Here is an 18,430-nt window from a genome sequence, read left to right on the forward strand (position 1 = left end):
TCATATCCTCACACTCTGGAAACGTTGATCAACGTAAGGGCGATGAGGGGGTTCCTACGGCAGCGCTTCGCCCGGGAGCAAAGCCTTGGAAAGCCTGGAGAAGCGCGGCACGGAACCGGGTTTTCAACCCGAGCGTTGCCTTAGGATCTCACACATGAAGGAGCGAGATGATGCAGACGACGGCACAGAGCGGTGACGTTCGCGAAACCCATAGCCTGATCGCCAGCGACAAGGTTGAGGGAACGCCCGTCCGCCGCTCGGACGGTGAGAAGATCGGAACGATCGAGCGCGTGATGATCGAGAAGCGATCCGGCAAGGTGGCCTATGCGGTCATGAGCTTTGGCGGCTTCATGGGTCTCGGCGAGGAATACTACACGCTTCCCTGGGGCGTCCTGAAGTACAATACCGAGCTCGATGCCTACGAGCTGAACCTCAACGAGGATCAGCTGCGCGGCGCCCCCCGGCGCAGTGCGGAAGGGCACGATGCTTCTTACGACCGGGAGTGGGAGGAGCATGTCCACCGCTACTACAATGCCACTCCCTATTGGGGCGCCAGCGACCCGATGAGCACAGGCCGATAACCGGCCTTCAATCGGATTTGAAACCACGACCCCGAACGAAAAAATCGCCCGGCTTTCACCGGGCGATTTTTATGCACATGCGCCGGAGGATGGGGGCCATCCCGGCGCGTGTGGCATGGGTCTCTTAGCGCTTGCGCGACTTCGAGGGGCTCTTGCGAGCGCTCGATGACCGCTTGGCGACCTTGGCCGACTTCTTCGTGGAAGAGGTGCGGCTCGAAGCGGCGGCGGCGCGCTTGGGAGCGGAGCTGCGCGACTTGGAGGCCGAGCTGCGCGAAGCGGACTTCACTGCGCCGCGGCTGGAGCTGCGGGACGCAGTCTTCTTGGCCGAAGAGCGAGCCGACGAAGCCGAACGAGCCGAGGTCTTCTTGGCGGCGGTCTTGCGAGCCGTCGTCTTCTTGGCTGCCGTCTTGCGAGCGGTGGTCTTCTTTGCAGCCGACTTCTTCACGGCCGATTTGGCGGTCGTCTTCTTGGCTGCGGTTTTCTTGGCGGTGGCTTTCTTGGCGACCGTCTTCTTGGCCGTGGTCTTCTTCACGGCCGACTTCTTCACGCCGGACTTGGCCGAGGACTTGGCTGCCGTCTTCTTGGCAGCGGTCTTCTTCGGGGCAGCCTTCTTGGCGCTGGTCTTCTTGGCGCTGGACGAGCTGCTGCGCGAGCTGCTCTTCTTCGCGGTCTTCTTCTTGGTGCTGGTCGCACCGGTGTCACCCGTGAACAGCATCGTCAGCGGGTTCTTGGTATCTGTCGGCATTGCCGCCTCCTTCAAGGGCCTTCGCGTGCAACCGTCACGCTTGCAAGGCAACGTCGTTATACCAAGGGGGTTCCGAATAACGGAAAGTGTAGACAGTAGAAGCCTCACTTTTTCTGTGGATATGTTGTCGAGGATTGCGCTCTGCACTTGCGGATCCAAGACTCAATATCGGGTTCAAGATGAGGCAGTTAGAGCCGCTCCCTTAGTCGTGCCGACATCGCATGCCGACACTGCTCGCGCTTTCGGTAGTGCGGAAATCACTTTTTAAAACAATGCCTTATGCCATATGTAAAGAAGATGTTAAACGTCATCAGAGTATTCGTCCGTGTTTGAGAGCGTTCAACATTGAAGCCGAAATCCTCTTCACTCGGAGAGGATCGAGGAGGGGTTTTACGACCGCGCGAGTCATCGCGAGCGATCGGCAAAAAATTTTGTCGATCGGAGTCGAAAATCGCTCGGTGCGTCGCTTCATCGAGTCGAGAATCAGAATCACGAGTCATGCGTGGGCGGATAATCGGCACCTCGTGCGAGACACATCGAGCGGTGCCCTCCGGTCGTGCGCGCCTTGGTCGCTGCACGCCGCATGACGATGGAGGCTTCACGCCACGGAAGCGGCAGGGTAATCGGAGGAGGTCTTCACATCGTCCGGTTCGTCGTGCCCCAACGTAGCATCCTTGCCGTCGTCCTCTGGATGAGCGGCGCGCTCCTCGCCTTCTCGGCAACAGCCATTGCCGTGCGCGCACTCGCGCCCACCTTCTCGATCTTCGAGATGCTGGCGGTCCGCAACGCCGCCGGCGTCCTGATCCTGCTCGCTCTTGCACTCGTCAGGCCGGAGCTCAGACCGGGCCTGACGCCGCGCCGCTTCGGTCTCCATCTTGCGCGCAACGTTCTGCATTTCGCCGGCACGGATGGATGGGCTTTCGGCCTCACGCTTCTGCCGCTCGCGACCGTCTTCGCGCTTGAGTTCACCACGCCGGCCTGGGTGGCATTGCTGGCGATCCCGCTGCTGAAGGAGACCATGACGCGGGGCCGGTTGGTCGCCGTGATTCTCGGCTTCATCGGCATTCTCGTGATCCTGCGGCCGGGGCTGGAAACCTTGCAGCCGGCCAGTTTCCTGATGCTCGGAGTAGCCTTCAGCTTCGCTCTCGTGGCGATCATGACCAAGCGCCTTACGATGACCGAGAGCACCTTCTCGATCCTCTTCTTCATGAACCTGCTTCAGCTGCCGATGAACCTTGCGGGCGTGCGCCGGGCCTTCTGGCTTGAGGTGCAGCCGTCCCATGCTCTGCCCTTCGCCGGCATCTGCCTAGGCGGCCTGCTCGCCCATTACTGCCTGACCAACGCTTATCGTCAGGGCGATGCCACGATGGTCGTGCCCCTGGACTTCATGCGCATCCCGCTGATCGCCTTCGTCGGCTGGCAGTTCTATGGCGAGCCGCTCGATCCTTATGTCTTCCTCGGCAGCTTCTGCATCATCGTGGGTCTGCTCTATTCCCTGCATCGCGAGGCACGCTCCGCATGACCTGGTCGCCCCAACAGGATGCTGCCCTGAAAGCCGTCGCCGAATGGCTTCGCCGCGGCGACCGCCCGGTGTTTCGGCTGTTCGGTTATGCCGGCACCGGCAAGACGACTCTCGCCAAGCACATTGCCGAGCACGTGGACGGCGAAGTGGCCTTCGGGGCCTACACGGGCAAGGCAGCGCTCGTGCTGCGCACGAAGGGCTGTACGGACGCCTCCACCATCCATTCCATGATCTACCGCTCGCGGGAATCGGACGAGAACGGTCCGCAATTCGTGCTCAACCGCCAAAGCCCGGCGTCCAAAGCGGATCTCATCATCATCGATGAATGCTCCATGGTGGACGAGGAACTGGGACGCGATCTCCTGTCCTTCGGTCAGCCGGTTCTCGTGCTCGGCGATCCGGCGCAGTTGCCGCCGGTCAAGGGCGGCGGCTTCTTCACGGAGGGCGAGCCCGACGTGATGCTCACCGAGGTGCATCGCCAGGCCAAGGACAACCCGATCATCCATCTCTCGATGCAGGTTCGGGAGGGCGGGCGCCTCGAGCCGGGCAGCTATGGCGACAGCCGCATCATCCGTCGGCGCGAGATCGATGCCGCCGCCGTCATGGCGGCCGACCAGGTGCTGGTCGGTCTCAACAAGACGCGGCGCCTCTACAACACCCGCCTGCGTGAGTTGAACGGCTACCGTGACCCCATGCCGGCCGCGGGCGAGAAGCTCGTCTGTCTGCGCAACGACAAGACCAAGGGCCTGCTCAACGGCGGCACCTGGAGCATCCAGGCCCTGCGCGGCGTCCGCAACGACTTCATCCGCATGGATGTGCTGCCCGACGACGATGCCCGCCGCCGGTCCGTGGAAGTGGCCGTGCACAAGGCTTTCTTCGAGGGCACGGAGGAGGAGGTGCCGTTCGTGCTGCGCAAGGAATCGGACGAGTTCACCTACGGCTACGCGCTGACCGTGCACAAGGCCCAGGGCTCGCAATGGGACGATCTCGTCCTGTTCGATGAATCATATGCCTTCCGCGAGCATCGCAGCCGCTGGCTCTACACCGCCCTGACCCGGGCCGCCGAGAAGATCACCGTCGTCGTCTAGGATCGGGCAAGGCCCCGACATTGCACCGCCTTCGGGAACCCGATCAAGCTTGAGCTCTTATGCCTGCAGCTGAACAATAAGCTGAAGGGTTGCCGACATGCTCAAATGGGCTCTGATCTTCCTCGTCATCTCCCTCGTGGCCGGTGCCCTGGGCTTCACGGGCATCGCCTCCGGGGCGCGGAGCATCGCCAAGGTCCTGTTCGGCATCTTCCTGCTGATCTTCGTGATCTTCATCCTCCTGGCCTGGGGAGCGGGCGAGCTGATCTTCTAGGCCTGCGTCCCTCGACCATGCATGCGCCGGGTGCATGAAGTCCCTGCTTTGAAAGCTCTGCCTTCTTTCCCAAGGCTCGCTATAGGGGCTGTTCAACTTTTTACGTTTGGGCGTGCCTGAGAGAAACTTTCTGTCTCGTGGGCGCCTTGAAGCGTAAACGAACGAAAGGGACGCCCATGAAACGTCGTGCATTCCTCCAAGCTGCAACGGTCGGTTCCGCATCGACCGCCATTGCCGCTCCGGCCATCGCCCAGTCGAGCCCGGAGATCCGCTGGCGGCTGACCTCAGCCTTCCCGAAGTCCCTGGACACCCTGTTCGGCGGCGGCGAGACGCTCGCCAAGCTCGTCTCTGAGGCGACCGATGGCAAGTTCCAGATTCAACCTTTCGCACCGGGTGAAATCGTCGGCGCGCCTCAGGCGCTCGATGCCATCGCGGGCGGAACGGTGGAGATGGGCCACACCTGTTCCTATTATTATGTCGGCAAGGACCCGACCTTTGCCATTGGCACGACCTTACCCTTCGGTCTCAACTCGCGCCAGACCAATGCGTGGCTCTACCACGGCAATGGCAATGCGCTCCTGAACGAGTTCTATGCCAAGCACAATGTGTATGCTCTGCCCGCCGGCAACACCGGGGTGCAGATGGGCGGCTGGTTCCGCAAGGAGATCAAGACCGTCCAGGACCTGCAGGGCCTGAAGATGCGCATCGCCGGTCTGGCGGGACAGATCATGGGCAAGCTCGGTGTGGTGCCGCAGCAGATCGCGGGCGGCGATCTCTATCCGTCGCTCGAGCGCGGCACCATCGATGCCGCCGAGTGGGTGGCGCCTTACGACGACGAGAAGCTCGGCCTCAACAAGGTCGCGCCGTACTACTACTACCCGGGCTTCTGGGAGGGCGGTCCTGCCATCCACTTCTACATCAACCTGCAGAAGTGGAACGAGCTGCCGAAGACCTACCAGGCAGCCCTCCAGGCAGCGGCCGGCTATGTGAACGTGGACACGCAGGCGAAGTACGATGCCAAGAACCCGGCAGCCCTTCGCAGCCTCATCGGGGCCGGGGCGCAGCTGCGTCCGTTCTCGCAGGAGATCATGGATGCGGCCTACAAAGCGGCCAACGAGGTCTATGATGAGATCTCGGCCAAGAACGCCGACTTCAAGAAGCTCTATGACAGCTACAAGGCTTTCCGTGGCGAGGAATATCTCTGGTTCCAGGTGGCGGAATATGCCTTCGACACCTTCATGATCCGCGCCCGCGCACGCGGCTGATCGAACAAACGAAAAAGGCGGGCTTCAAGCCCGCCTTTTTCGGCAGATCATTGGGTCGCGAAGGCCGAAGTGTCTTCGCCTGCAAGCTTCTTCGCATAATAGGCGATCGTCTTCGAGTAGACCTGCGACTTGTTCCAAGCCCTGATCGCCTCGAAGTTGGGCGTGCCTGGCTCCCAGTTGGCGCCTTTCACCCAGCCATGACCGCGCAGATAATTCGCCGTCGAGGCGAGCACATCCGCCGGGCTGTGCAGGAGGTCGGCGCGCCCGTCGCCGTCGAAATCGATTGCGTACTTCACGTAGTTCGAAGGCATGAACTGGGTCTGCCCCATCTCCCCCGCCCAGGCGCCGCGCATCTCGGCCGGGGATAGGTCGCCCCTGTCGACGATCCTCAGCGCATCGAACAGATGAGCCTTGAAGAAGTCGGAACGGCGGCAGTCATAGGCCAGCGTTGCAACCGAGCGGATGACCGGCAGCTTGCCCTTCACGGCGCCGAAATCGGTCTCGAGTCCCCAGATCGCCACCAGCACCGGAGCCGGCACGCCGAAGCGTTGTTCGATGCGCTGGAGGGTGCTGGCATGGCGCTGCAGCATGTTGGCCCCACCCCTGAGCCGGGATTGAGACACCATGCGTCCGGCGAACTGCTCGAAGCTCTGCTTGAACACGCCTTGGCCACGATCCTTATTGATAATGCTCTGATCGAAGGTGACGCCGGACAGGCCCTGCCTCACGGCCTGGGCCGAGATGCCCTGCGCCACGGCTTCCTGTGCGATGTCGTCGAGCCATTTGTCGAAACCTGCCGGATCCCGGCAGGTGGCGGCGGTCGCCTGGCCTGCCGCAAGCAGGGTGGCCGCAATGAGCGAGGCGCGTATGAAAGCCTGCATGAAATCTCTCCAGGTTCATTCCGTTCCTGAGCGAGGTAGGGCCCATCTGCCGCAACTCAAGATCAGGCCTTTGAGGCAACCGGAGCAGTGCCGGCGCGTTGCCATGAGGAAGAGGAACGATTCCGGCGGGAGGATCGAGTGCGCAGCGTCAAATCCTGGCGAGCAGGGGCATTCCAAGCCGCAACCCTGGTCCTCCTTTCCGTCACTTCCGGTGCGCAGGCCGTCAACGGGCCACTCGACAGGCCGATGAGCAGCGAGGCGGTTCAGGTGCGCTTCGATCCCATGATCCGGCAGACCTCGGTGAGAGGTGCAGCCCCGTCCGGCCTCTGCTTCTCCTTCTCGCTCCCAGGGGAATGGCGTCCCACCACCCAGGGGCTGAAGTCCGCCCTTTCAGATGTGGAGATCGGCATCGGTCTTCGCTCCGCCGGAGAGCTTCGCGACATGCCGCAGCCCGATCTCGCGAGCCGCGATGCGGCCTTCCTGCAGAAGGATTATGAGGAGCTTCTTGGACGCCCCGCACAATCGGTTTCCCTATCCTCCCACGGGAGCGCCGCGCGCTGGTCAGCAACCTGGGTCGACTCCAACCTGCCGAGCTCCTCGCAAAGCATGACGGTCGAGACGCTGATCGTGCCGCTCTCGGGAGAATGGGTTCTCGAGCTTTCCCTGAGCGGAGTTGAGTCTCAGGCGGCTCATGATGTACTCGCGCAGCGTCTGCTGACGCGATTGCAGGTGCAGGGCAGGGCAGCCTGCCGGGACTGAGGTCTCCAGGGCCCTTGCACGCTTCTCATCCGCCCGTTAGCCATCCATCTTAATTGGAACGAAGCCGTTATCGCGCAGGGACGGGTCTCAAACCATGGACGTGATCATCTACCACAATCCTCAATGCGGCACCTCCCGCAACACGCTTGCGATGATCCGCAATGCAGGCATTGAGCCGCATATCATCGAGTACCTGAAGTGCCCGCCCACGCGCCTGCTCCTGCGCCAGCTCATCGGGCGCATGGGGGTGAGCGTGCGCGACGTGATCCGCGAGAAAGGAACTCCGTTTCAGGAGCTCGGCCTCGACGATCCATCCCTCACCGACGATCAGCTGCTCGATGCCATGATCGAGCACCCGATCCTGATCGAGCGTCCCATCGTGGTCACGCCGCTCGGCGTCAGGCTCTGCCGCCCGTCGGAGATGGTGCTCGACATCCTGCCGCCGCAGCAGGGCGAGTTCGTCAAGGAAGACGGCGAGCCGGTGGTAGATGCCGCGGGGCGGCGCGTCGGCATCGCCTGAAGCGCCGGGAACAAGCCGGCGCTCCTCTGGTTCAGGACAGGACTATCCCGTTACCGGAGGAAGGACACATGGAGCTTCAAGGCAAGGTCGCGCTCGTCACGGGCGCAGGGTCCGGCATCGGCAAGGCGGCGGCTCTGCGCTTGGCCCGTGAAGGCGCCATGGTGGGTGTGCTCAGCCACACCGACGACGAAATCCGCAAGACGACGCAGGAGATCGAGCAGGCTGGAGGTAAGGCCATTCCGCTTGTCGCCGACGTAGCAGATGAAAACCAGATGCAGAAGGCTATGGCCGATCTCGTCCAGGCCTATGGACGGCTCGACATCGTCTTCGCCAATGCGGGTATCAACGGTGTCTGGGCGCCTATCGACGAACTCCAGCCGTCAGAATGGGACCGCACCATCAACACGAACCTGCGCGGCACCTATCTCACCATTCACTATGCGGTGCCGCACCTGAAGAAGGCAGGCGGCTCCATCGTCATCACCGCTTCCATCAACGGCACGCGCACCTTCACGAGCGCCGGCGCCACGGCCTATTCCGCCACCAAGGCCGCCCAGGTGGCGATGGCGCAGATGCTGGCCGTGGAACTCGCCAAGCACAAGATCCGTGTGAACGTGGTCTGTCCCGGCAAGATCGACACGGAAATCACGGAGAACACCGACAAGCGGAACACGGAGGAGGCGGAAGTTCCCGCTGAGTTTCCCGCCGGTCGGATCCCGCTCACCGGCAAGGAGCCAGGCACGAGCGACGAGGTGGCGGAACTCGTTCTCTTCCTTGTTTCCGATCGCGCCCGCCATATCACCGGCACGCCGGTCTGGATCGACGGCGCGCAGTCGCTGCTCGTATGAGCCGAGTAAGTTGCAGGCGTTAATGCGCCTCCAACCGTGTTCCCACGGGCACGGGAGGCTCCGGCACGAAGGTGTCTTTATCCTCCGTGGCCGGTGCGGCACGCTGTATGCTGCGATAGGCGCCCCAGATCGCCATGAGCAGCTGGGCGGTCACAAACACATAGACGAGTCCCAGGCGTCCGAACTCCGTCATGGCCGCGCCCGCGATCACAGGCCCGATGGCGGCGCCTGCTCCCAGCAGGATCAGGAGGCCGCCGGCCGCCGCCACGAACTCGCCGGGCTGCACCATGTCGTTCACATGCGCCGTGACGATGCTGTAGGTCGGGATCACGCTGCCGCCGAAAATCGCCACATAGATGAAGAGCAGCCAGGCCGGCACGGTGAGCGGCACCGAATGAATGAGCACGAGCAGGATCGACGCCGCCATGGCGGCTGTTCCCATGATCACATGGCGGCGGTCCATTCGGTCCGAGAGCCAGCCAATGGGGTAGGTGGTGATGAAGCCTCCAAGTGTGCCGCAAGCCATGAAGATCGCGATCTCCGCGGTGCTGAGGCCCCGCTCCTGCGCCCAGACCGGCCCGAGCGCGAAGAATGAGCTGGTGGTGATGCCGCACAGAACCGCCGCCACCACGCCGAAGGGCGATTGCCGGTAGAGCTGCACCAGGTTGATCTTCGTGTCGCTCACCGCATGGGCCGGAGCGGTCGCCCGCGAGAGGGCTGTGGGAACAAGCGCGAGCGAGATCAGAATGGCCACGAAGCAGAACAGCCGGAACCCGTGCGGGTCGCCCGCAGGCAGAAGCATCTGCCCGCCGATGCCGGCCACGAGACCCGTCATGCTGTAGAGGCTCAACACCTGCCCGCGGGTCTGCGCCGTCACGGAGGCATTGAGCCAGCTTTCCACTACGATGAAAAGCCCTGCGAAGCAGAAGCCGGTCACGGCTCGGGCAGCGATCCATACGGCCGGGCTGATCACGAGGAGATGCAGGAGTGCGGTCGATGCCGCTACTGCCGCCAGGGCCGAGAACGCGCGCGTGTGCCCGACCTGATGGATCACGCGACCGGCCCAGAGGGATCCAAGAACGATGCCGACCCAGAAGGCCGCGCCCACGGCTCCGATGACCGTCGGTGTGAACTGCTCGATGCTTCCGCGCACGCTGAGCAGCGTGCCCTGCAGGGTATTGCCGACCTGCATAAGCGCATAGCCGAGGAGGAGAGCGAAGAGCGTTGGCAGGGTGGTCCGCAGGGACGAAGTCATGGGCTCTCCTCGTGACGCGAGATCCTGTGGCTCGGATGTGCGGGTTGCGGGAGCTGGGCCTCACTGCAGGCGTGCCGAATCCCGGCGTCGCAAGACCCCGTTCATGGCCAATGACAGTGGAGAGACCAAGCCTCGTGTCTGGGTTGAACTCAGGCTGCTGGATCGGGTTCCCGGTTCATGCCGTAACCTGAGGGGGAACGCCTAGCTCAGAATCCCTTGCAGAAGGTTCGCCGCCGCAATCCCCCGGGCAAGAACATACACGCCGACCCCTATCACGAAAAAGGCGAAGATCTTTCCGAGGAGTTGCTTACGCTGCGCGAAGAAGCGCCCGATCCACAGACCGACAAGGCCGCCGAGAAAACCGCCTCCGGTGAACAGGGCTGCGACCTGCCAGTCGACAAGGCCTGAAGAGGCATAGCTTACGGCGGTGGCCGCGCCGAAGGCCGTGACAGCTACGAGCGAACTGCCAATGGCGAACGACAGTGGCATGCCCGTGGCGATCATCAGGCCAGGCACGACGAGAAAGCCGCCCCCAATGCCGAAGAAGCCCGAGAGAAGACCAACGCCAAATCCGGTCCCCACAAGCGCGGGAAGGAGCACGCGTGCATTGGTTCGCGACAGACGCACGGACTCATCGCCGCCACCATCTTTGCGGCGCAGCATCGTCGCGCCGACCACGATCATCAGCAGGCCAAAGAGGGCGAGCAGTCGCTGGCCATCGATCCTCTGAGCGATGTCGGCTCCCGTGATGGCGCCGACGACTCCGGCCGCTGCGAAGACCAGACCGCAGCGCCATTTCACATTGCCGGCGCGCCCATGGGCGATCAGGTTGGCGAAGGCGCTTGCCGAGACCGCAAGCGCGCTCGTGCCGATCGCCACATGCGGCGAGGCGATGCCGACGCCATAGACGAGGAGAGGAACGGCGAGGATCGAGCCCCCGCCGCCTACGAGCCCGAGCACCAGCCCGACCAGGGCACCGGAACCCAGAGCGGCTCCTTGGGTGAACAGTAAAGGCATGCTGCCCTCCGGCTATGCGGCAGCCCTGCGGTTCCAGGGAGCGAGTTTGAGAACTCGCGCCATGCCGCAGGTTCCGCTGATTCCGGCAAAGACAAGACCCGCGCCGACAAAGCCCGCGAGGGCATAGAAGCCCGGATGGACCAATGTGCCGAGCAGCACCCCGATGCCGACCAGGGAGCCTGCCGTGATCTGCACCTGCCGCTGCAGCTCGATGGGCTGGCGCCTATCCCGGGACACCGGCAGGCCGGCTCTCTTCCAGGCTTCAATCCCGCCTTCGAGCACGTAGGCCTCGCACGGCGCGGCTGCGGCCAGTCGGTCTGCGTGGGAGGCTGTCCGATTGCCGGAGCGGCAGTGAAAGATCACGGCTTCGTTCCCAGTCGGCAGAGAGCCGTTGAGCCGAGACAGGGCCTGGTGGCGGGCGCCAGGAATCCGCTCCCGCGCATGCTCATCGGCTTCGCGCACGTCGATCAGGACCGCGCCCTGCGCGATCAGCTCCTTGGCTTTCTGGGGGGAAATGGTGGTGAGGGACATGATTAGTTTCCTTGTGCGATCAGGTGCGCCGGTCCTGGCGGCAATAGAGACGGTGAAGCTCGGCCATGAGCTGCTCGATCCGGGGATCGGCGATGCGGTACCAGAGGGTCTGGCTCTCCCGCCGGAAGGTCACGATGCCTTCATCCCGCATCTTGGCGAGGTGCTGGGAGAGGGCCGACTGGCTCAGGCCCACCACCTCGACAAGGGTTCCCGCCGTCGCCTCGCCGCATTCCACCAGTTTGCAGAGGACCATCAACCGCCGCTCGTTGCCGAGCGCGCGCAGGATGTTTGCCACCTCAAGGGCATTTGCCTCGAAGGCAGCCAGATCAAGCTGAGGGAGGGACATGAAGCACACCTATGTTTTAGATATTGCTAAATTAGATATTTCTAATATATTTGTCAACAGGAAACCCGAAATGGAGTTGAGATCATGCCATCCACTGCCAAGCCCATCATCAGGGCCTTCTTCGATGAGCCTACCAATACGGTCAGTTACCTGGTGGCAGATCCGGCGACGAAGAAGGCCGCTATTGTCGATCCGGTGCTCGACTACGACCACAAGTCCGGGAAAGCGTCCATGAAGTCAGCGGACGCGATCCTGGAAGCCGCACGACAGGAAGGATATGAGATCGAATGGGTGCTCGAGACACACGCCCATGCGGACCACCTGTCCTCCGCCCCCTACATCAAGCTGAAGGCCGGCGCTAAGGTGGGTATCGGCGAGCACATCCGCGACGTGCAGAAGATCTTCCGGCCGATCTTCGATGCCAAGGATGTTTCCGGCGATGGTACGGAGTTCGACCATCTGTTCAAAGATGGCGAGCACTTCAAGATCGGGAACCTCGACGTCGAGGTTCTCCACGTGCCCGGCCACACCCCTGCGGACATCGCCTACAAGATTGCGGATGCGCTCTTCGTCGGCGATACGCTCTTCATGCCCGATTACGGCACGGCCCGCGCTGACTTTCCCGGTGGCGACGCCCGCACGCTCTACCGCTCCATCCAGAGGCTCCTGACGCTCCCGCCCGAGACGCGGCTTTTCATGTGCCACGACTACAAGGCGCCCGGTCGCGATCATTACGCTTGGGAGACCACCGTCGCCGAGGAAAGGAACAACGTCCACCTGAAGGGCCGCGTGACGGAGGATGATTTCGTCGCCATGCGCGAGGCTCGCGACTCCAAGCTTTCCGCCCCCATGCTTCTGCTGCCGTCGATCCAGGTCAACATCCGCGCCGGTCAGTTGCCCCCGCCGGACGCGAACGGGGTTCGGTATCTGAAGATCCCGGTCAAGATCGCGGCTTAATGCAGAAGCGCGCCGGTTGTGCCGGCGCGCTTCTCCATCTGGTTTTGAAGAGGGGGATGCTCTGCTTCAGGTGTCCATCTTCAGCGCGGCGATGAAGGCCTCCTGCGGGATGTCCACCTTGCCGTACTGGCGCATCCTCTTCTTGCCTTCCTTCTGCTTGTCGAGGAGCTTGCGCTTGCGCGAGGCGTCGCCGCCGTAGCACTTGGCGGTCACGTCCTTGCGCAGGGCCCGGATGGTCTCGCGGGCGATGATCTTGCCGCCGATGGCGGCCTGCACCGGGATCTGGAACATGTGCGGCGGAATGAGTTCCTTCAGCTTCTCGCACATGGCGCGACCACGGCCCTCGGCGCGGTCGCGGTGGACCAGCATGGAGAGCGCGTCCACCGGCTCGCCGTTCACCAGCACCGACATCTTCACGAGGTCGCCCTCGCGGTAGTCGGAGATATGATAGTCGAAGGAGGCATAGCCCTTCGAGACCGATTTCAGACGGTCGTAGAAATCGAACACCACTTCATTGAGCGGCAGGTCATAGACGACCATGGCGCGCTTGCCGACATAGTTGAGGTCGATCTGCACGCCGCGCCGGTCCTGGCAGAGCTTGAGCACCGCGCCGAGATAATCGTCCGGCGTGAGGATGGTGGCGCGGATCCACGGCTCCTCAATGGTCTCGATCTTCATCACGTCCGGCATGTCGGCCGGGTTGTGCAGTTCGATGGTCGATCCGTCGCGCAGCCTCAGGTGATACACCACGGACGGCGCGGTGGAGATGAGGTCGAGGTTGAACTCGCGCTCCAGGCGCTCCTGGATGATCTCAAGGTGCAAAAGGCCGAGGAAGCCGCAGCGGAAGCCGAAGCCCAACGCCGCAGAGGTTTCCATCTCGTAGGAGAAGCTCGCGTCGTTGAGGCGGAGTTTCCCCATGGCGGCGCGCAGATTCTCGAAGTCGGCGGCATCCACCGGGAACAGGCCGCAGAACACCACCGGCTGCACGGGCTTGAAGCCGGGAAGTGCCTGCGCCGTGGGCTTGCGGTCGTCGGTGATGGTGTCGCCGACGCGGGTGTCGGCCACTTCCTTGATCGATGCGGTGAAGAAGCCGACCTCGCCGGGGCCGAGCTGGGCCATCTCGGTCATCTTTGGGTTGAAGACGCCGACGCGGTCGAGGCCGTAAGAGGCGCCGGTGCCCATCATCTTGATGGTCTGGCCCTTCTTCATGGTGCCGTCGATGATGCGCACGAGCACCACCACGCCGAGATAGGCGTCGTACCAGGAATCGACCAGGAGCGCTTTGAGCGGCGCATCCGGGTCGCCCTTGGGCGGCGGCAGCTTCTGGACGATGGCCTCCAGCACGCCCTCGATGTTGAGGCCGGTCTTGGCCGAGATCGGCACCGCCTCGGAGGCGTCGATCCCGATCACCTCCTCGATCTGCTCCTTGATCCGGTCCGGATCGGCGGCGGGCAGGTCGATCTTGTTGAGAACCGGGACGATCTCGTGGTTGGCGTCGATGGCCTGGTAGACGTTGGCGAGCGTCTGGGCCTCCACGCCTTGCGAGGCATCGACCACCAGGAGCGAGCCTTCGCAGGCGGCGAGCGAGCGCGAGACCTCGTAGGCAAAGTCCACGTGGCCAGGGGTGTCCATGAGGTTCAGGATATAGGTCTTGCCGTCCTGGGCCTTGTATTCCAGGCGCACGGTCTGCGCCTTGATGGTGATGCCGCGCTCGCGCTCGATGTCCATGTTATCGAGCACCTGCTCCGTCATCTCGCGGGCCGAGAGCGCCCCCGTGGTCTGGATCAGGCGGTCGGCCAGCGTGGACTTGCCGTGGTCGATATGGGCCACAATGGAGAAGTTGCGGATATTGTCGAAAGCGCGAGCGGTCATCAGTAAACTCTGGCGGGTGTGAAACCCTGTTGGCCGGGCAATAGCAGCCCGGCCCCCTCATGCCAAGGGAAGGCGGTGTCGCGTGGGCTCTTTCCAGGGTTTCGGGCGCCTCAGTGGCCTGCCGCGAGGCTGGCGCCCTCCTTCTGGTGGGTGCCCAGCTTCTCGACCAGGGTGGCGCTCGCCTCGTTGAGGCCCACGATCTCCACCGGGATATCGTGATGGCGGAACTTCAAAACCACCCGGTCCAGGGCATTGATGCCGGTGATGTCCCAGAAATGGGAGGCCGTCACGTCGATCACTACCCGCTTCAGGTCATCCTCCCGGAAGTCGAAGGCGCTGTGGAAGGCCTCGGCCGTGGCAAAGAAGATCTCGCCGTTCACCCGGTAGGTCCTCAGGTCACCCTCGCGCCCTGATGTCACCGTGAAGAACTTGGCGACCTTGCGGGCGAAGAAGATGCCGCTCAGGATCACGCCCACCAGCACCCCCTTGGCGAGGTCGTGGGTGAAGACTACCACCGCGACCGTGGCCACCATGACGATGCTGGAACTCTTGGGGTGGAGGCGCATGGCGAGGATCGAGCCCCATTGGAAGGTGTTGATCGACACCATGATCATCACCGCCACCAGGGCCGCCATGGGGATCTGGCGCACCCAGTCGTCGAGCACCAGGATGAGGAAGAGCAGGAAGGCACCCGCCCAGAGGGTCGAGAGCCGCCCGCGCCCGCCGGACGAGACATTGATCACCGACTGGCCGATCATGGCACAGCCTGCCATGCCGCCGAACAGGCCGGCCACGATGTTGGCGATGCCTTGACCGCCGCATTCCCGGTTCTTTGAGCTGTCCGTATCCGTCATCTCGTCGACGATGGCCGCCGTCATGAGGGATTCGAGCAGGCCCACCATGGCGAGTGTGAGCGAGTAGGGCAGGATGATCTGCAGGGTTTCCAGGGTGAGGGGCACATCGGGCAGGGCGAAGGCCGGCAGGTCGCTCGGCAACTGGCCCATATCGCCCACCGTGCGCAGATCGAAGCCGAAGGTAATCGAAACCGCCGTCAACAGGACGATGGTGACGAGCGCGGAGGGAACGGCTTTCGTCACCAGAGGCAGGAGGTAGATGATCGCGAGGCCCGCCGCGACCATGCCGTACATGAGCGGTCCCTGGCCGACGAATTCGGGCAGCTGCGCCATGAAGATCAGGATCGCGAGCGCATTCACGAAGCCAGTCACCACGGAGCGGGACACGAAGCGCATCAGGTCGCCGAGCCGCAGGAGACCGGCCACGATCTGGAGCGCGCCCGTGAGAAGCGTAGCGGCGAGCAGATATTGCAGGCCGTGCTCCTTCACGAGCGTGACCATGACAAGAGCCATGGCGCCGGTCGCGGCGGAGATCATGCCGGGGCGACCGCCCGCAACGGCTGTGACGACCGCGATGCAGAAGGAGGCGTAGAGGCCGACCTTCGGGTCGACCCCGGCGATGATCGAGAAGGCGATGGCCTCGGGGATCAGGGCCAGCGCCACCACGGTGCCGGCGAGGAGATCGCGCGGCACGTTGGGAAACCACTCGGCCTTGAGGCGGGAGAGATGGGTCATGTCGAGAATCTCGTGAGCCCTGCTGGCGAGGGCATGATGGGCCACGGGCAAGGGTGTTGCCGTAGAGCAGGTGCGGTCGTGGCGACGACGGAAATGGAACGGGTTCGGAAGCGGCAATGCGCCTGACGCGTCGCGCTACGGCGGGGTCATCCGTGAAATCTTCGCAAGGGCGATATCGTGAACCATGCTCCTCCATAACAGCATGTTCCTGCATTGCAACCGGCGGGCCTGGGATCAGGGCATGTTTCAGGTGCATGAGGCGAGGGGCATTCCACACAAACATATCTCTCCGTCTCATCATCCCTTCAGAGACGAGAGCCGTCCGAAGGACCACTCCAGAAGAGTTTTTGGAGCACGACGCGCAGGTGCGTAGGATCACCGCGGCATGGGAAGAACAGGCGTATCGATCGGCATGCGTTCATCCTGAAAGAAGGAAGACGTATATGGCCAAGGTGATTGCCACCGTGAGGCTGTTGAGATCCGGTCGGAGCCATCGCTCGATCGCCGCTGGAGCGATGCTGATCCTGCCCTTCGTCGTGCTCATGCACGCGCCGGCGGCCCCGCAATCCACAACAACGCCGCCATTAACGCTCCACGAAACCGGCCTCTATGCAGATCCCGGTACGCTGCAGGTCGATCCCGCGCATCTCGCCTTTGCGCCGCAATATCCTTTGTGGAGCGACGGCGCCATCAAGCGCCGCTGGATCTCGCTGCCGCCGGGCACCGCCATCGACGGGTCCGATCCGGAGGCCTGGATCTTCCCGGTCGGCACACGCTTCTGGAAGGAATTCTCCTTCAGCGGTGAGAGAGTCGAGACGCGCTATCTCGAACGCCGGTCTGACGGCCAATGGCTCTATGCCGCTTATGCCTGGAGCCCCGATGGCCGCGAGGCGCAGCTGGTCTCGGCCCGCGGCAAGCGCGGTGCCTATCCGCTGGCGGGCGGGCGCTCGCACACGATTCCGGGCGTCGCCGATTGCAAGGCCTGCCACCAGGGAGGTCCCTCCGAAATTCTTGGGTTCAGCGTTCTTCAGCTGTCGCCGGAGCGGGATCCAGGCGCGCTGCATGCCGAGCGCCAGCCCGAGCCGCATGTGGATCTTGCCTACCTCGTCGACAGGGGCCTGCTCGTCGGCTTGCCCAAGGCCCTGCGCGATGCACCGCCTCAGATCGAGGCGGCAACAGCGACAGAACGTGCCGCTCTCGGCTACATGCACGGCAATTGCGGCCATTGTCACAACGAGCGCGGCTCTTTGCAGAACATCGCGCTCTTCCTGCGTCACGGTGCCGACACCGCAGGTGAAAGCGTGCTGGCCAGCACCGTTGCGCAGCCTGTGAGGAAACAGGCTCCCGGGCAGTCGCCGGATGCCGTGCTGCGCGTCGAGCCGGGGCATCCGAACCGCAGCGGACTGATGCAGCGGATCTCCTCCCGCTCTCCCGCCTTGCAGATGCCGCCGCTCGGCACCGAGCTGATCGATGATGAAGCCGTGCGCCTGCTCTACCGCTGGATCGCAGAGAAAGGCGCTTTCATTCAACAAGCGCATGTAAACGCAGAAGGGAGATGACCATGCACCGCGCCCTGCCGTTGATGTCGATGATGGCCCTGCTGGTGCCCAGCACCGTGTCTTCTCAGGATGGCGCCGGCGCGCAGGTGAAGCGCGGTGAGTATCTGGTGTCGATCGCAGGTTGCCACGATTGCCATACGCCCTGGATCACAGGCTCTGCCGGTCCGGAGCCAGACATGAAGCGGGCCTTGTCGGGCCACCCGCAGGATGTGACGATTTCCGCACCCGCCACTCTCTCGCCACCTTGGAGCGGCGCCATGAATCCAACCTCGACAGGTTGGTCCGGTCCCTGGGGTGTCAGTTTCTCCGCGAACCTCACGTCCGATCCGGAAACCGGAGTACTGCGGGATTTCACCGAGCAGCAATTCATTCAGACCATGCGCACGGGGCGACATCAGGGGCAGGGCCGGCAGATCCTGCCGCCGATGCCGTGGCCGGCTTATGGAAATATGACCGATGACGATCTGAAGGCTGTCTTTGCCTATCTGCGCCAAGTCCCTCCGGTGAAGAACAAGGTGCCCGATCCGCTGCCGCCGAAGTGACGACAGCGCGGCTCGCTGCTTATTGGCTGATCCATCGTGTCTGCTTGGCTGGCAATGGCAGAGGCGTCATAGGATGCCAGCCTTCTATAGCCCGGATCTTGTCCTCGACCAGATCGGCCAGAACGCTTCTGGGGCTTGCGGCGCGCAACTCCCGCACGGCTTCCTTGATCTGTCTCAGGTCGGAAGGGGAGGGAATGGTTGTCGTCTGCTCTTGAAACGGCCGGTCTGACGTCATGCTGGTCCTCCGCTGGGCCACGCGTGGCGAAAGGGTTCAATCCGAAG

Annotated in this window: 20 protein-coding genes; 11 read left to right on the top strand and 9 right to left on the bottom strand. The window is 63.2% G+C overall.

Features of this window, described 5'->3' with window-relative positions:
• Positions 1-170: 170 nt before the first annotated feature.
• Entirely contained in the window at positions 171-581 is a 411-nt protein-coding gene (locus tag FHR70_RS02430; RefSeq protein ID WP_183448450.1) for a PRC-barrel domain-containing protein, read from the top strand.
• 124 nt (positions 582-705) lie between these two features.
• Here FHR70_RS02430 and FHR70_RS02435 read toward each other — a convergent pair whose 3' ends face one another.
• Positions 706-1,326 (bottom strand): hypothetical protein, encoded by a 621-nt coding sequence (locus FHR70_RS02435; RefSeq protein ID WP_183446757.1) that lies wholly within the window; start codon positions 1,324-1,326, stop codon positions 706-708.
• A 655-nt stretch (positions 1,327-1,981) separates the two neighbouring features.
• On the opposite strand from FHR70_RS02435, the gene FHR70_RS02440 reads away from it, so the two are divergent.
• The 4 genes from FHR70_RS02440 (at position 1,982) to FHR70_RS02455 (ending at position 5,472) form a co-directional block, all read left to right on the top strand.
• Positions 1,982-2,848 carry an EamA family transporter gene (locus FHR70_RS02440; protein ID WP_183446759.1) on the top strand — a complete coding sequence of 289 codons (867 nt, stop codon included), beginning with the start codon at positions 1,982-1,984 and terminating at the stop codon, positions 2,846-2,848.
• Entirely contained in the window at positions 2,845-3,936 is a 1,092-nt protein-coding gene (locus FHR70_RS02445; RefSeq protein WP_183446761.1) for an ATP-dependent DNA helicase, read from the top strand. Before FHR70_RS02440 ends, FHR70_RS02445 begins: the two co-directional genes overlap by 4 nt.
• 97 nt (positions 3,937-4,033) lie before the next feature.
• Positions 4,034-4,207: a DUF1328 domain-containing protein gene (locus FHR70_RS02450; protein WP_036347532.1), complete on the top strand. Its 174-nt coding sequence runs from the start codon at positions 4,034-4,036 to the stop codon at positions 4,205-4,207.
• A gap of 176 nt (positions 4,208-4,383) precedes the next feature.
• A complete protein-coding gene (locus FHR70_RS02455; protein ID WP_183446763.1) occupies positions 4,384-5,472 on the top strand; it encodes a TRAP transporter substrate-binding protein in 1,089 nt (362 codons plus the stop codon).
• Between the two features lie 47 nt (positions 5,473-5,519).
• Here FHR70_RS02455 and FHR70_RS02460 read toward each other — a convergent pair whose 3' ends face one another.
• A complete protein-coding gene (locus tag FHR70_RS02460; RefSeq protein WP_183446765.1) occupies positions 5,520-6,353 on the bottom strand; it encodes a lytic murein transglycosylase in 834 nt (277 codons plus the stop codon).
• 138 nt (positions 6,354-6,491) lie between these two features.
• Between FHR70_RS02460 and FHR70_RS02465 the strand changes: the two genes are divergently transcribed.
• The 3 genes from FHR70_RS02465 to FHR70_RS02475 all read left to right on the top strand — a co-directional run bounded on the left by FHR70_RS02465 (position 6,492) and on the right by FHR70_RS02475 (position 8,480).
• The gene (locus tag FHR70_RS02465) at positions 6,492-7,112 is read left to right on the top strand and encodes a hypothetical protein (RefSeq protein ID WP_183446767.1); all 621 of its coding nucleotides are present in this window, start codon (positions 6,492-6,494) and stop codon (positions 7,110-7,112) included.
• Between the two features lie 94 nt (positions 7,113-7,206).
• Entirely contained in the window at positions 7,207-7,632 is a 426-nt protein-coding gene (gene arsC, locus FHR70_RS02470; protein ID WP_183446769.1) for an arsenate reductase (glutaredoxin), read from the top strand.
• Between the two features lie 68 nt (positions 7,633-7,700).
• A complete protein-coding gene (locus tag FHR70_RS02475; protein ID WP_183446771.1) occupies positions 7,701-8,480 on the top strand; it encodes an SDR family oxidoreductase in 780 nt (259 codons plus the stop codon).
• A gap of 19 nt (positions 8,481-8,499) precedes the next feature.
• On the opposite strand, the gene FHR70_RS02480 is transcribed toward FHR70_RS02475, so the two are convergent.
• From FHR70_RS02480 to FHR70_RS02495, 4 genes are all read right to left on the bottom strand, one after another.
• Positions 8,500-9,735: an MFS transporter gene (locus tag FHR70_RS02480; protein ID WP_183446773.1), complete on the bottom strand. Its 1,236-nt coding sequence runs from the start codon at positions 9,733-9,735 to the stop codon at positions 8,500-8,502.
• A 201-nt stretch (positions 9,736-9,936) separates the two neighbouring features.
• A complete protein-coding gene (locus FHR70_RS02485; protein WP_183446775.1) occupies positions 9,937-10,752 on the bottom strand; it encodes a sulfite exporter TauE/SafE family protein in 816 nt (271 codons plus the stop codon).
• A gap of 12 nt (positions 10,753-10,764) precedes the next feature.
• Positions 10,765-11,283, bottom strand: coding sequence for a rhodanese family protein (locus FHR70_RS02490; RefSeq protein ID WP_183446777.1), 519 nt, complete (start codon positions 11,281-11,283; stop codon positions 10,765-10,767).
• Positions 11,284-11,302: 19 nt separating this feature from the next.
• The gene (locus tag FHR70_RS02495) at positions 11,303-11,629 is read right to left on the bottom strand and encodes an ArsR/SmtB family transcription factor (protein WP_183446779.1); all 327 of its coding nucleotides are present in this window, start codon (positions 11,627-11,629) and stop codon (positions 11,303-11,305) included.
• 84 nt (positions 11,630-11,713) lie between these two features.
• Here FHR70_RS02495 and FHR70_RS02500 point away from each other — a divergent pair, with 84 nt between their 5' ends.
• A complete protein-coding gene (locus tag FHR70_RS02500) occupies positions 11,714-12,586 on the top strand; it encodes an MBL fold metallo-hydrolase (RefSeq protein ID WP_183446781.1) in 873 nt (290 codons plus the stop codon).
• A gap of 66 nt (positions 12,587-12,652) precedes the next feature.
• Here FHR70_RS02500 and lepA read toward each other — a convergent pair whose 3' ends face one another.
• Positions 12,653-14,458: a translation elongation factor 4 gene (gene lepA / locus FHR70_RS02505; protein WP_183446783.1), complete on the bottom strand. Its 1,806-nt coding sequence runs from the start codon at positions 14,456-14,458 to the stop codon at positions 12,653-12,655.
• A 110-nt stretch (positions 14,459-14,568) separates the two neighbouring features.
• The gene (locus FHR70_RS02510; RefSeq protein ID WP_183446785.1) at positions 14,569-16,047 is read right to left on the bottom strand and encodes a SulP family inorganic anion transporter; all 1,479 of its coding nucleotides are present in this window, start codon (positions 16,045-16,047) and stop codon (positions 14,569-14,571) included.
• Positions 16,048-16,490: 443 nt separating this feature from the next.
• Here FHR70_RS02510 and FHR70_RS02515 point away from each other — a divergent pair, with 443 nt between their 5' ends.
• Positions 16,491-17,606, top strand: a complete 1,116-nt coding sequence (locus FHR70_RS02515; RefSeq protein ID WP_183446787.1) for a hypothetical protein — start codon at positions 16,491-16,493, stop codon at positions 17,604-17,606.
• A 2-nt stretch (positions 17,607-17,608) separates the two neighbouring features.
• Positions 17,609-18,148 carry a c-type cytochrome gene (locus FHR70_RS02520; RefSeq protein WP_183446789.1) on the top strand — a complete coding sequence of 180 codons (540 nt, stop codon included), beginning with the start codon at positions 17,609-17,611 and terminating at the stop codon, positions 18,146-18,148.
• A gap of 19 nt (positions 18,149-18,167) precedes the next feature.
• Here the strand turns inward: FHR70_RS02520 and FHR70_RS02525 are convergent, their stop codons facing one another.
• A complete protein-coding gene (locus tag FHR70_RS02525) occupies positions 18,168-18,383 on the bottom strand; it encodes a hypothetical protein (RefSeq protein ID WP_183446791.1) in 216 nt (71 codons plus the stop codon).
• Positions 18,384-18,430 lie beyond the last annotated feature (47 nt).

This window comes from Microvirga lupini, assembly GCF_014191055.1.
In the GTDB taxonomy this organism is placed as follows: Bacteria; Pseudomonadota; Alphaproteobacteria; order Rhizobiales; family Beijerinckiaceae; genus Microvirga; species Microvirga lupini_A.

What these genes read in the sequence shown, in the direction of transcription:
- FHR70_RS02430 (WP_183448450.1), top strand. Translation starts at nt 171, where the DNA reads ATGCAGACGACGGCACAGAGCGGTGACGTTCGCGAAACCCATAGCCTG.
- FHR70_RS02435 (WP_183446757.1), bottom strand. Translation starts at nt 1,326, where the DNA reads ATGCCGACAGATACCAAGAACCCGCTGACGATGCTGTTCACGGGTGAC.
- FHR70_RS02445 (WP_183446761.1), top strand. Translation starts at nt 2,845, where the DNA reads ATGACCTGGTCGCCCCAACAGGATGCTGCCCTGAAAGCCGTCGCCGAA.
- FHR70_RS02450 (WP_036347532.1), top strand. Translation starts at nt 4,034, where the DNA reads ATGCTCAAATGGGCTCTGATCTTCCTCGTCATCTCCCTCGTGGCCGGT.
- FHR70_RS02455 (WP_183446763.1), top strand. Translation starts at nt 4,384, where the DNA reads ATGAAACGTCGTGCATTCCTCCAAGCTGCAACGGTCGGTTCCGCATCG.
- FHR70_RS02460 (WP_183446765.1), bottom strand. Translation starts at nt 6,353, where the DNA reads ATGCAGGCTTTCATACGCGCCTCGCTCATTGCGGCCACCCTGCTTGCG.
- arsC (WP_183446769.1), top strand. Translation starts at nt 7,207, where the DNA reads ATGGACGTGATCATCTACCACAATCCTCAATGCGGCACCTCCCGCAAC.
- FHR70_RS02475 (WP_183446771.1), top strand. Translation starts at nt 7,701, where the DNA reads ATGGAGCTTCAAGGCAAGGTCGCGCTCGTCACGGGCGCAGGGTCCGGC.
- FHR70_RS02480 (WP_183446773.1), bottom strand. Translation starts at nt 9,735, where the DNA reads ATGACTTCGTCCCTGCGGACCACCCTGCCAACGCTCTTCGCTCTCCTC.
- FHR70_RS02485 (WP_183446775.1), bottom strand. Translation starts at nt 10,752, where the DNA reads ATGCCTTTACTGTTCACCCAAGGAGCCGCTCTGGGTTCCGGTGCCCTG.
- FHR70_RS02490 (WP_183446777.1), bottom strand. Translation starts at nt 11,283, where the DNA reads ATGTCCCTCACCACCATTTCCCCCCAGAAAGCCAAGGAGCTGATCGCG.
- FHR70_RS02495 (WP_183446779.1), bottom strand. Translation starts at nt 11,629, where the DNA reads ATGTCCCTCCCTCAGCTTGATCTGGCTGCCTTCGAGGCAAATGCCCTT.
- FHR70_RS02500 (WP_183446781.1), top strand. Translation starts at nt 11,714, where the DNA reads ATGCCATCCACTGCCAAGCCCATCATCAGGGCCTTCTTCGATGAGCCT.
- lepA (WP_183446783.1), bottom strand. Translation starts at nt 14,458, where the DNA reads ATGACCGCTCGCGCTTTCGACAATATCCGCAACTTCTCCATTGTGGCC.
- FHR70_RS02510 (WP_183446785.1), bottom strand. Translation starts at nt 16,047, where the DNA reads ATGACCCATCTCTCCCGCCTCAAGGCCGAGTGGTTTCCCAACGTGCCG.
- FHR70_RS02515 (WP_183446787.1), top strand. Translation starts at nt 16,491, where the DNA reads ATGGCCAAGGTGATTGCCACCGTGAGGCTGTTGAGATCCGGTCGGAGC.
- FHR70_RS02520 (WP_183446789.1), top strand. Translation starts at nt 17,609, where the DNA reads ATGCACCGCGCCCTGCCGTTGATGTCGATGATGGCCCTGCTGGTGCCC.
- FHR70_RS02525 (WP_183446791.1), bottom strand. Translation starts at nt 18,383, where the DNA reads ATGACGTCAGACCGGCCGTTTCAAGAGCAGACGACAACCATTCCCTCC.